We start from the raw sequence: 12,848 nt of genomic DNA, 5'->3' as shown, positions 1-12,848 counted from the left end.
GTCTTCGGTCTTTAGTCTTGGGACTTTCAGCTTCAGTCTTTCAGCTTTGGTCTTTCAGCTTCAGTCTTTCAGCTTCGGTCTTTCAGCTTCGGTCTTTCCACTTTAGTCTTTTCGGCTTCATCTTTCCGCTTTACCCTTTCTGCTTAAATAAAAAACAATACTTTTGGGGTAGAAAACAAAAAGCATGTCAGTACACAAAGAAATTAAACGGATAACCACGCACATTTTGCAAGAAATGAAGCAACGTGGCGAGAAAATATCTATGCTTACCGCTTACGATTATTCCATGGCAACCATTTTGGATGATGCTGGGTTAGATGTTTTACTGGTTGGCGATTCTGCTTCAAATGTCATGGCTGGCCATGAAACCACTTTGCCAATTACTTTAGATCAAATGATTTATCATGCGGCCTCCGTAATTAGGGCAGTTAAACGTGCTTTTGTGGTTGTCGATCTGCCATTTGGTTCCTATCAAGGAAATTCAAAAGAAGCCTTGAATTCTGCTATTCGCATTATGAAGGAGTCTGGAGCGCATGGTGTTAAATTGGAGGGAGGCGAGGAAATTATAGAATCTGTACAGCGCATTATCACTGCCGGTATTCCTGTAATGGGCCACTTAGGGCTTACGCCTCAATCTATTTATAAATTTGGTACCTATACCGTACGTGCGAAAGAAGATGAAGAAGCAAATAAGTTGAAATCAGACGCTTTAGCTTTGCAACATGCAGGTTGCTTCGGTATTGTTTTAGAAAAAATACCGGCCGCTTTAGGGAAAGAAGTATCAGAAAGTATTCAAATTCCAACCATTGGTATTGGTGCTGGACCAGATTGTGATGGACAGGTATTGGTTGTGAATGATATGATTGGATTAACCAAAGGATTTAAGCCACGTTTTTTACGCCAGTATATCAATCTCTATGATGAAATTCTGGGTGCTGCACAATCTTATATCCGGGATGTGAAGGCAAACGATTTTCCAAACGATAAAGAGCAGTACTAGCAGATTGATGTCTCTCAATACTGCCGAATGAAGCCTTAATGTAATCGATTACCATTTAATCAGTTTAACCAATAATGCCAATTACCGACAAGGACATACTTTTTGAAGATAATCATTTAATTGCCATCAATAAGCGGGCTGGCGATATTGTACAAGTTGATGAAACTGGCGATGAGCCTTTGGATGAGCAAGTTAAAAAGTACATCGCTAAAAAATATAATAAGCCTAACGGCGCCTTTTTAGGTGTAGTACACAGATTGGATCGCCCGGTAAGTGGTGTTATTCTCTTTGCTAAAACCAGCAAAGCCTTGGAGCGGATGAATGCGGTATTTAAAAATCGTGAGGTTAAGAAAACCTATTGGGCGGTAGTTAAGAATAAGCCCGAGGTAGAGTCGGGTACACTGGTGCATTGGTTGGTTAAAAATCCTCAAAAAAACGTAGTAACCTATTATAAAACAGAAGTTCAAGGCTCGCAAAGAGCAGAACTTTCCTATCGCTTAATTGCGCAACTTGGCGATTATTATTTGATCGAGGTTGATCCGCTTACGGGCCGTTCCCATCAGATTAGGGTACAGCTATCCTCTTTGGGTTGCCCAATTGTTGGGGACAACAAATACGGCTACCCAAGAGGAAGTAGAAAGGGAAGTATTTGTTTACATGCTCGTAGATTAAGATTTGAACATCCCGTTAAAAAAGAACCCGTAAACATTTTTGCTAAATTACCAGTTGATGGCTTTTGGGAACGTTTTGAAAATCTTTAAATCCTAATTTAGTAATTACAGATTTTATTTACATTCCACGGGGTTAAACTGCAAAGCGTTTGTAAAACTCAGTTGACTGATGTTTTTAAATCTCATTTTGCCATCTGTCTCTTCAATGTCTCCAAAGCCTTCTAAGAGTTTTCCATCTTTTTTCAACCAAACTACCTGTCGAACCGATTTAGATCCTTCAGAGTTAAAGGTATAATCTGCAATAAGGGTATCGCCTTTTACAATGCCGCTTATTGTTCCATTATTCTTATCTTTTTCATAAAAATTGTAGCTCAAATCGCCAGAAATGGAATCGTTTACCTCGACCAGTTTTAAGTTTGCGGTATCACGATTTTTGATGTACTCAAAGCATTGATCCGCATTCTTTGCATGATCTACAGAGGTTGTCATTGTAGAATCGGTAGTTGTTGTCGTTTTCGTGCTGGTATTTTGGCAGGATGCAAATAATGCAGATGCCACAACTAAGGTGGAGATGATATTTTTCATTAGATTATTAAATTGATTCGCATATTTTAAGCAAAGCCCTTGCCAAGATTTCTATTCACAAAATCCTTAAAACTAGAAAGCCCCGCAAATGCGAGGCTTAACTAAACAAATAAACAAGGTTTTTACCACATATAGGTTGCTACAGCGCCTTTTTCTAAAGTGCTGGTTACGATTTTATTGTTGTATTTAATATTGAATACGGTAGCATCGTTGTTGTTGTTGCAAACGATTAAAACATTTTTTCCATCCGGCGTTTTAAAAGCAACGTTTTGTAAGTTGCTAATTACATTAGATGCGATGCGTACCGAACCTGGTTTGACAAATTTAGAAGCATGGCCAATAACATAATAGGCAACATTTCTACTCACCGCAGGGGCTACGGTAATGGCACCCAAGCAAGTGGTACATCCACCTTTATCGGTATGCGGATTATAGTTTTGATCGGCGGCTAAATTCCATTCTAAAACATTACGACTCCAATTACGGGTAGCGCCAACAATTAGGGTAGAAACATGCCATTTTAAGTCTTCTTGGAAATTACCAGGTCCACCAACCCACTGCTCGGTGAAATATACATTCTTATCTGGGTGTGCATTATGCACTTGTGTTAACGCAGAAATACTCCCTGCATATAGGTGGAATGCAGAACCATCAACATATTTCTTCGCCTCTGCATCGTTTAATATGGCTATAGGATATTCTGGCTTATCAGCATTGTGATCGTAAACAATGATTTTTGTAGCGATGCCTGCTGTTTTGAATATTGGACCCAAAGCCGTTTTAATGAAGTTTGCTTGATCCAAAGCTTCCATATACATACTTGGATTGTTACCTGGGTGGAGCGGTTCATTTTGAGGGGTAATGGCGTCTATTGTAATGCCTTCTGCCTTCATGGCCTGAATGTATTTCACGAGGTACTTCGCGTAAGTTTGATAGTATTCTGGTTTTAAGCTGCCACCAATGAAACTCTTATTCGTTTTCATCCAAGTTGGAGCTGTCCAAGGAGAGCCTAGAATTTTTATCGATGGATTTACGGCAACAATTTTTTTAAGGATTGGAATCAAATCAGCCTGCTCTTTTGCTAGTGAAAATTTAGCAAGTGCTTCATCTGTTTCTCCATCTGGTAAATCATTATAGGTAAAAGTGCTTGCACTTAAATCTGAAGCACCGATGCTTATTCTCAAATAACTTACACCTATGGCATCTTCGGCAGTTCCGAATAGCTCATTGATGAGTTTATCTTTATCTGCTGTTGGAAGTGCGTTGATTAAACTTGCGCTTCCCCCTGTTAGGGTATAACCAAATCCATCAATACTTTGGAAAGTTGTTGAGGGATCAACTTCAATAGTTGGGTTGCTGTTGCTTGTAGCTGTAAAATTAAGTGCGATGTTTTGTTTCTTCAGAAGAGCGGTTTGGTCGCCTTTTGTTAGCCAGAATCCGACTTCAGTTTTTACAGGTTCATCAGAAACTGGTGTTTGTTGGGATGTGGTACTTTTTGGGTTTTTTGTGCATGCACATGCGGCTAGTAATATGCACATTGTAGCTCCCAAGTTGTAAATAGGTTTCATAATTATAGTTTTGGTTAGGGATTTTAGGGTATCGATGCTCATTGAAAATAATAGAAATATTGCGATAGTGATGTACTCAAAATATGCTTGTTGGTTACAAGCTCTTTTGTTTTGCCAAAAGGCAATTGGTTACTGTGTGTGTTTAAACGGGTTTGATGGCGAGTGGGTTATCTCAGCAACATCAAGTTTGTTTTTGTAGGTTTTTAGCAATGCTTTAGGGATTTAATAAGGGATTGTGGATTAACCTCTTTCTTGTTTGGGTGTTCTGAATCAACAAAGAGTGATATAAGCCCGTCTTTAAAGATAAACCTCAATCTAAGAAGAAATAATCATTCCCCTTAGATTGAGGTTTAAAAAACTAACGTACGTTAGGATTTTTATCTATTTCATCTTGTGGAATAGGGAAAAGTAATTTTGCCGTGGTTACGTTGTAATTTAAGTTGGCGCCTGCGCCGTCAGTTTGGGCATTCATTACAGCAACCGCTCTATTGGTTCTTAACAAATCAAACCAGCGATGACCTTCGAAAGCCAATTCTAAGCGGCGTTCTTTTTCTATGGCTAAACGCATACTTGCCTGATCAGTAGCTGTAGTGGCACCTAAACCAACACGATTACGAATGGTATTCACAATTGTTGCTGCAGAAGACCATCCACCAGCACTTAACTCATTCAAAGCTTCCGCTTTTAAAAGCATAATATCTGCTAATCTCAAAATATAGTTATCCGATTTATCGTCAGCACGGAACTTATTGATGTACGGATAGCTAGCTTTATTCCAGTAAGAATCGCTCCAACCTTCTGAAACCACATTGTTAAATTTAATGCTTGAAGCTTTACGAATTGCATCGCCCTCATTATCAAAAGCTTTTGATAAATCGTTTGTTGGTGTATTGAATCTTTTCCATCCTGTTCCAACTAGAACACTAGGCATCCAATTTCCATGTTTTCCGCCCCAGCCATCGTATTGCATTTCCCAAATGGCTTCGCTGTTATTTTTGTGGTTAGAATCCCAAAGGAAATCATAATTTGATACCAAAGAATAACCTCCGTTGATTACAGCATCGCAATAAGTACTCACTTTGGCCCAATCTGGGGTGCTTTTTGTGGCATAAACTTTCGCTAGTAGCGCATTTGCAACACCCTTTGTCATGATTCCTTTATTAGCCGATGTAGTTTGGGCATTGGCTGCACCATATTCTAAATCACTAATAATTTGCGCATAAATGGCGTCAACACTAGCTTTTGCAGGGTAGAAATCTGCTCCTTCTGAAGGAATTTTAGTTACCAACGGAACTGAACCCCAAAGCCTTACTAAGTTAAAATACATGTAAGCTCTTAAAATGCTTGCCTCTGCTAAAATCTGATTCCTTCTATTGTTCACTTCAAGTTTTGAATCTTTAATGTTAGGCACATTAGTTAAGATTAGATTGCAGTTTTTAATATCGCTATACAATGAATTCCAATCTCTTAGAACGTTTCCATTTGTAGAGTTTACAGTAAATAAGTCGATTTGAAAGTTTGCTGGATTGTCGCCACCAGAATAAGCATTGTCTGATCGTACATCCCCATTGGTTTGATAATCCCAGATGTGGTAATCGTTATACATACCATCATATGCGCCCTGAATTAATTTTTCAGCGGCTGCAGCATCAGCAAACGCTACATCTGGTCCAACCTGAGTAATTGGAGTTTGATCTAAGAAATCTTTTTTGCAACTGCTTAGCGCCAGAGAAACAGTGCTAACCGCAATTAGTGAATATATTTTTAGTTTCATCTTTGTTTAAATTAAAATCCTACGTTAACACCAAATAAAAATGTTCTTGATTGAGGATAAGTACCATAATCGATTCCCATTGCCGGACCGTTGGCTGAATTTACGTTAACCTCTGGATCAAATCCTGTATATTTTGTAAAAGTTAATAAATTGTAGCCGGTTGCATACAGCATAAGCTTACTCATTTTTAATTTACCTAAGCTCATAGCCCCAAAGTTATACGAGAGGGTGGCTGTTTTTAAGCGTAGATAAGAACCATCTTCTACAAAACGGCTAGATGTGTAGGTATTGGTGGTATTATCTTTAATTGCTTTTGGAATGCTCGTAATTTGACCTGGAGTTGTCCAACGATTCAATACCGTTGTAGATTGATTTTTAGAATCATTCATTCCCTCAAGTTCCATTCTAGAAGCATTAAACATATCATTACCTTGAACGCCTTGGAATAAGAAATTTAAACCGAAATTTCCATAGGTGAATGTGTTATTTACGCCATAAGTAAAGCTTGGCTGTGCAGATCCAATAAATGTTCTGTCGGCTGGGGTGATGGATCCATCGCCGTTAATGTCTTGATAACTGATATTTCCTGTTTGAGGATCAACGCCATTTGAAACATAGCCATAGAAACTACCCAACGGGCGATCAGTCACTACTCTTATCGCGGCATCACGCTCATAAATTCCACCAAAATTAATTGAAGAAACGCGATCTCCAAGACTGGTTACCTTATTTCTGTTTAAAGAGAAGTTAAGGTCGGTATTCCAGGTAAATTTATCGCGGATAAAGTTTTTCGTTGACAAAACAAACTCAATACCCTTGTTTTCCATTGCACCCACATTTCTGGTAATGCTTCCAAAACCGGTTGAATTTGGAATAGGTTGTTGAATTAACAAACCATCTGTTTTCTTCAAGTAAGCATCAGCTGTAAATACAATACGACTATTAAACATCGATAAGTCTAACCCAATATTGGTTTGAGTTGTTTCTTCCCAACTTAAAGTAGGGTTAGCCAATTGTGAGAAGTTATATGATCCTTGTGTGGTAGGCGTGTACAATTCTAGGTAAGAATAGTCTCCAATACCTTCATCGTTACCAACTTTACCCCAGCTGGCTCTTAACTTTAAGTCGTTAATAGATTTCACATCTTTTAAGAAATTCTCACCTGAAATTCTCCATCCGATGGATGCCGAAGGGAAATAACCATAGCGGTTTGCAGGAGCAAAACGAGATGAACCATCCGCTCTAAAGTTCGAGCTGAATAAATATTTGCCATCATAAGCATAGGTAACACGGGCTAAATATGATCTTTTAGACCATTGTGACGCAGTTGGTAACTGAACTGGAATTGAAGTTCCACGATCCAAAAGCTGCCCACTTGTACCAATGAAATTTTGTTCATTATAACCCAAATAGTAATATTTTGATTCTTGCAAGGTCATACCACCTGTTGCAGTGAAAGCATTTTTACCCACGTTTTTGGTGTAGTTTAAGATGTTTTCATTTAACCAAACATGATCGGTACTAAAGTTTGCATTTCTTATTCCTTTCTGTGATCTACCATAATCAGTCGAGTACGGATCAAGGAAGTACGAATAGCGGCCATCGCTGTTATTTGTACTGATGCTTGATTTGAAAGAGAGTGCAGGCGTAAAGTTTATCTCTGCTGCAAAAGCGCCCAAGAAACGGAAATTTCTATTGCTATTTTTAGCAGCCATCGCATTTGCTATTGGATTTTCTGATCCACCTTTGTAAGGGTTGAAAGCATAAGTTCCGTTTGCTGCATAAATACCGATAGTTGGTGGTGTAGTTAAGGCAGATAAAATTGTTCCACCTCTTGCTACGTTTGCATTATCAGAAACATCAATCGAGTTACTTTGAGTTATAGCAGCACTTCCTGTTAATTTTAACCACTTGGTAATGCTTTGTGATCCATTAAAATGTGCAGTATATTTATCAAGTTTAGCTGGAGCAACTACTCCCTTATCTTGTTGATAACCTGTAGAAAATGAATATACTCCACCTTTAACACCCCCAGATACCGATGCTTGGTAGCTGTTTTGAGTGCCTGTTCCAAATGTTAAATCTTGCCAATCTGTATTTTCGTTGCCTAAGCCACTCACACCATAACCCAATTCACTCATCAAAGCAATGTATTGATCTCTGTTTAAAACATCTTGTTTCTGCCATAAGTTAGAAAAACCTGTAAAAGCATTAAAGGCAACCCTAATTTTGTCTGAACTTCCTTTTTTAGTTGTAATTAAAATCACACCATTGGCACCACTAGATCCATAAATTGCAGCTGCCGATGCATCTTTCAAGATAACTAGGTTTTCAATATCCGTAGGATTTAAAAAGCTCGCATCTCTTGATGTAACTCCATCAATAACATATAAGGGACTGTTCGATGCATTAATTGAAGTGTTACCACGAATTGTAATGGCCACACCTGAACCTGGTTTACCAGATTGAGAACTGATTTGAACACCAGCAGCTCTACCTTGTACCGCCTGTAATGGGTTCGTAACAGGTTGGTTTTCTAAATCTTTTGAGGAAATAGAAACCACAGCAGTGGTTAAATCTTTCTTGGTTGTTGTACCGTAACCAATTACCAAAACTTCATTCAGTTGTTGATTGTCGTCAGATAGGGTTACGTTAATGGTTGTGCGATTATTTACAACTTCCTCAATGGCCTTAAAACCGATGAACGAAAATTCTAATGTCGCGTTTTGTGGTGCACTAATGGTGTAGGTACCATTATCTGCAGTAGAAGCTCCTTGGTTAGATCCTTTTACTTTAACGGAAACGCCAGGTAGTGGCAGACCCTTCTGATCTTTTACTTGGCCCTTTACAGTGATATTCTGTGCCCAACTCAAAGAGATTCCGCATAGAATACACACCATAAGTAATGTAAACTTTTTTCTCATAATTTTTTGCTCTTATTAAAATAATATGAGGTAAAGTTAACACCGATTTAATGTAAATAGCAAGCTTTTTAAATAAAAAATCCGATGTAACTTGTTGATAATAAGTGTTTTGTACGAAAATTAATACGCTTTAATACCGTAAATGTTTTTTGCCCTTTAGGCTTGATTATCAGTGTTTAAGCACTGCAATGAAGATGCACTGCGGACTGAGTTTGATACGCTTAAATACCTATTGATTTTTTTGATAAAAAAGGTGTTTTAATGCTTTTTTAGACACTAAAAATTGTGATATTATTCTATCACAAGTTGGCTCCAGCCATTTTTTGCAGATTTTTTCAGCGTTTTCTTCCGATCTTCCATCACCTTTTTTATGCGGGCGCCAAAAGTCCAGCAGGTGCTTTGCCTAATGGATAATAGTTCTGATAGTTTATGAGAAGAGATTTTTCCCTTTGTAGAGTAGATTAGGAAAATCATATAGAAAGCTTTATTAATGGGAATCCTCATATTATGAAAAATGGTATAGGTAGTAACCGATTCTTCATAGCCACATTTACTGCATCTGCGACTGTATAAGATATGGCCGTTAAAATAATGATCATTATTGCACTTCTTACAGTGATAACCTTTAGCCCATTTTAAATCTGCCAAAAATTGGTAACAACTTTCTTTGTCGGGATAAATTTTGCTAAACTCCTCGAAATCAACTTCAGTATTCATTACACGATCGCGAGTTACTTTCTCTACATTGGTTTGAAGTTCAATGTTATCATGTTCAAGCAATACATTCATTCTCGAAATTTCTTCAGCTTGTTGTTGCAATAGCAAGTTTGCCTCCTCTAAAGCTTGATTTTTACTTTCAATAATTAAGGATTTGTGGTAAACTTCGCGTGTGCGTTCCTCAACTTTGCTCTCCAACTCTCGGTTAATGGTATCTTTCAGCTTGGCATTAAGGGCCATTTGCCTGATGATTTTTTGCTGTGCTTTGTCTTTCTTTACTTTCAAAATCCGCACCTTATCGCCAATCGCAAATGATAAAAATACCATTTCCAAAACGAAGCAAAAGCTTAAGCTATAATAGCTAATTGCACCAAAATTTAGCCAGCCAATGCCGAGCATAATTAAGAACTTCAATGTAAAGCCAGCAAATAGGAAACTATAGCCCAACACAAAGAATCGGGCGGGCTGATAACCGTTTTTGTAGATGTAAATCCCTGTAAAAAAGGCAACCGATAATGGCACGGCTTCAATAAATTTGTAACTGAATAAAGTTTGATCAAATAAATAGCAGTAAACAAAAAATATTAAGCGGATGGTAATCACGCCAATAATCAATTGGTTTAATTTGGGTGCCTTAGCTTTAACATAAAGCAGTTCTCTAGTAAAAAGGAGGGCGAAAATGCTGGTTGCACAGAGCGCAAATGCATAGGCAACTTGATTCCAGCCGGGTGCATTTGGCCAAAGGTATTGGTAGGCAATACCATCAGTACTCATTTCAAAAAAACCTACACTCAAGTTGTAAAGCACATAATATAGGTATTGCTTTTGCCTAATGGCGATAAACATAATCAGATTGTAGAAGCTGAAAACGAGGATCATCCCATAAAAAATACCAAAATAAAAATACTCATCTAATGCATAAGAGATAAACCATTCTGCGGTTCTCAAAACAATAATCACATCAGATATCTGCGAAGATTTGATTTTGAAATAATAAATCTGTGCAGCGTTGCCCTTATTTTCTATTGGGATCTCAAAGTTTTTATGATGGATTAAGCGCTTGCTAAATGCATTTGCATCCCCCAGTTCCTCAATTTTATAGCTATTATCGCCTTGCGGAATGTATGCGGTAATGTGGTCTATCGTTTGATCAAAAAACTCCAGAATAAAAGGTTTTTTAGCGATTTCGTTTTTCTTTATCTTGATTCGAAACCAATAGGTTTTGCCGAGTTCTTTGGTTTGTGGTGTGCTCGATTTGCTTGCCTTGAACTTACGATCGAAATTTCCACTTTTAACATCGTTGAAAGACATGCTGCCCTTAGCATCTTCTAAAACCTCAATTTGTTTAAAGGTAAATATGCGCTGAGGAACTGAATCTTGAATTTCAACCGTTTGCTGAGCTTTGAGGCCAGAGATTGAGCAAGTTAAAAGTACTACTACAAGCAGAAATACGTTTTTTATATAAGATGGAATCAACATCAATAGCAAAGGTACAAAAATGTATGAATTTGATAATTATCAAATAACCGCGGGATTTCTGCTTAAAAAACTAACGAAATACTCGTTCCCTTTCCTTCTTCAGATTTGATCTGGATGTCGATTTTATGAAATTTGGCGATACTTTGTACAATGGCTAAACCCAAGCCAAAACCGTTTTCATCTGTATTTCCACGTTTGAAACGGTCAAAGGCATCCTCCACTAAAGCCGCACTCATGCCCAAACCTGTATCGATGATGGTTAAAACATAGTTTTGATGATCTTTTTTGCCAATGATTGATAATGTTCCGCCATTAATATTGTACTTAATAGCGTTGTTGATGATGTTGATAAGTAAGGTATGAATTAGGGCCTTATTACCCGTAAATTTAAAATCCTCATCTAAATTTAAATTGTAGGCGATTTTTTTATCCGAAATTCTATCTTCTAAATCCTCGTAAATATCTATCAGTTCTTGCTTTAAGTCAATCTCTTCAGTTTTTAAGTATTGATTGTTTTCGACTTTGGAGATCAGTAACAAGCTGTTTATGATTACTTTTAGACGATTTAAAGTTTTTAATGACGCGTAAATTTTAGTTTCATGTTCAAGGGGAATCTCTGGCGTACTGAGCATGTTTTCGAAACGTGTACTCAATATCGAAATCGGTGTGAGCAACTCGTGCGAAACGTTAGCGATGAACTGCTTCTCCAAGGCAAAAAGCGTATTAATTTTACGCATTAAGGAATTTACACTATTGTCTAAAATTTTGAAATCATCGGTATTTGTGGGTATATTCTCGTAATTATAATGTGTTGGATCATCAACCCGATTGATTTTCTTATCGATTATTAAGTAAAAGGGTTTGAGCAGAAAATTAGAAAAGGCATAATCGGTTATTAATGTAATCAGCAAGGCCCCCACGAGCACAACCAACATATAAAATCGAATCACATTCTTAATGGATTCCAAGGTCGTCATGGTTTCTCCAATTTCTAAATTGTACCAATTGGTGTGGTATAAAAATTTATAGTTTAAGATTCGGTAAACCTCTACATCACCTTCAATTTCTCGTTTCTCTGAATATATTTGGGCAACAGAATCTTTTTGATTGTCTGGAATGTCAGTTAATACAATGAATTCTTCCTTCAGGATATTATAATCGGTAAAAGATTGCTGATTGTTTAACAAACTGTCAATTTCGTCATCATTTAAATGTTCGATGATTTTATTTTTCTTTTTTAAAAGCCTATTATCGAGTTGGTTGTAGGCCAGTTTGTCTAGCGAGAACAGGATAATAGCGCCCAACACCACGATAATGGCGATTTTTGTAATGGCGTTATACAAGGAAAATTTAACCTGTAACTTCATTTTGTTAGTGGATAACAATTAAACCAAAAACATTAGTAATTTATTCTGTAACCAATGCTTCTCACGGTTTCAAACCAATCGATTGGTGTAATTGCAGCCAATTTTTTTCTTAGATTTTTAACATGCACATCAACAAAATTAGAATCTGAATTTACTTCTAAAATATCGCCCCATACGTGTTCAGTCAAACTCATTCTGGAAACCACGCGATTTTTATTCAGTACGAGGTAGTTGAAAATTTCAAATTCTTTTTTTGTAAGGTTTAATCTTTCTTCGCCAAATGAAACGGTTCTGTTTTGGATGTTCAGCAAGAAATCGTGAATGTTGATCTCATTTTTTTCTAGTTTATGTTTCCTTCTGGTAATGGCATGCATCCGGGCGAGCAATTCATTTAAAGAAAAGGGTTTGGGCAGGTAATCATCTGCGCCTTCATCCAAGCCCTTAATTCGATCATCAACGGCACTTCTGGCTGTCAAGATAATCACGGCATCATCACGATCTTTTATGGCTTTAAGTTGTTTTAATACATCAAATCCATCACCGTCAGGCAATCCTAAATCCAATAAAATAAAATCGTAGTTGTTTACAAAAATCTTTTCCTCAGCTGAGGCTTTTTTCCAGGCATGTTCTACTATGAATCCTTCATTGCTTAAGAATTCATCCATCTCCAAGGCCAAGCTTTTTTCATCCTCAACGATTAGTACATTCATTTTAGTTGTTGGTTGTTAGGTATTTTGTTGGGTGTATATAGTATCGAGTATTT

Annotated in this window: 9 protein-coding genes; 2 read left to right on the top strand and 7 right to left on the bottom strand. The window is 37.4% G+C overall.

Annotated elements, in window-relative coordinates; genetic code table 11:
• The first annotated feature begins 184 nt into the window (after positions 1 to 184).
• Both panB and DHW03_RS12080 read left to right on the top strand, forming a co-directional pair.
• The gene (gene panB, locus DHW03_RS12085; protein ID WP_109926111.1) at positions 185 to 1,000 is read left to right on the top strand and encodes a 3-methyl-2-oxobutanoate hydroxymethyltransferase; all 816 of its coding nucleotides are present in this window, start codon (positions 185 to 187) and stop codon (positions 998 to 1,000) included.
• Positions 1,001 to 1,074: 74 nt separating this feature from the next.
• Positions 1,075 to 1,761 (top strand): RluA family pseudouridine synthase, encoded by a 687-nt coding sequence (locus tag DHW03_RS12080; RefSeq protein ID WP_109926110.1) that lies wholly within the window; start codon positions 1,075 to 1,077, stop codon positions 1,759 to 1,761.
• Between the two features lie 24 nt (positions 1,762 to 1,785).
• On the opposite strand, the gene DHW03_RS12075 is transcribed toward DHW03_RS12080, so the two are convergent.
• The 7 genes from DHW03_RS12075 to DHW03_RS12045 form a co-directional block, all read right to left on the bottom strand.
• Positions 1,786 to 2,256 carry a hypothetical protein gene (locus DHW03_RS12075; RefSeq protein ID WP_109926109.1) on the bottom strand — a complete coding sequence of 157 codons (471 nt, stop codon included), beginning with the start codon at positions 2,254 to 2,256 and terminating at the stop codon, positions 1,786 to 1,788.
• A gap of 122 nt (positions 2,257 to 2,378) precedes the next feature.
• Positions 2,379 to 3,794 (bottom strand): glycoside hydrolase family 30 protein, encoded by a 1,416-nt coding sequence (locus DHW03_RS12070; RefSeq protein WP_240618528.1) that lies wholly within the window; start codon positions 3,792 to 3,794, stop codon positions 2,379 to 2,381.
• 388 nt (positions 3,795 to 4,182) lie between these two features.
• The gene (locus tag DHW03_RS12065; protein ID WP_109926108.1) at positions 4,183 to 5,598 is read right to left on the bottom strand and encodes a RagB/SusD family nutrient uptake outer membrane protein; all 1,416 of its coding nucleotides are present in this window, start codon (positions 5,596 to 5,598) and stop codon (positions 4,183 to 4,185) included.
• Positions 5,599 to 5,609: 11 nt separating this feature from the next.
• A complete protein-coding gene (locus tag DHW03_RS12060; protein WP_109926107.1) occupies positions 5,610 to 8,522 on the bottom strand; it encodes a SusC/RagA family TonB-linked outer membrane protein in 2,913 nt (970 codons plus the stop codon).
• A 291-nt stretch (positions 8,523 to 8,813) separates the two neighbouring features.
• A complete protein-coding gene (locus tag DHW03_RS12055) occupies positions 8,814 to 10,718 on the bottom strand; it encodes a 7TM diverse intracellular signaling domain-containing protein (protein ID WP_109926106.1) in 1,905 nt (634 codons plus the stop codon).
• A 62-nt stretch (positions 10,719 to 10,780) separates the two neighbouring features.
• Positions 10,781 to 12,085, bottom strand: a complete 1,305-nt coding sequence (locus DHW03_RS12050; protein ID WP_109926105.1) for a sensor histidine kinase — start codon at positions 12,083 to 12,085, stop codon at positions 10,781 to 10,783.
• 32 nt (positions 12,086 to 12,117) lie between these two features.
• Positions 12,118 to 12,795: a response regulator transcription factor gene (locus tag DHW03_RS12045; RefSeq protein ID WP_109926104.1), complete on the bottom strand. Its 678-nt coding sequence runs from the start codon at positions 12,793 to 12,795 to the stop codon at positions 12,118 to 12,120.
• Positions 12,796 to 12,848: the final 53 nt, after the last annotated feature.

The organism is Pedobacter yonginensis, assembly GCF_003173595.1.
GTDB lineage: Bacteria > Bacteroidota > Bacteroidia > Sphingobacteriales > Sphingobacteriaceae > Pedobacter > Pedobacter yonginense.
The sequence above is the reverse complement of the archived record's forward strand: the minus strand, read 5'-3'. Positions and strand labels throughout refer to the sequence as shown.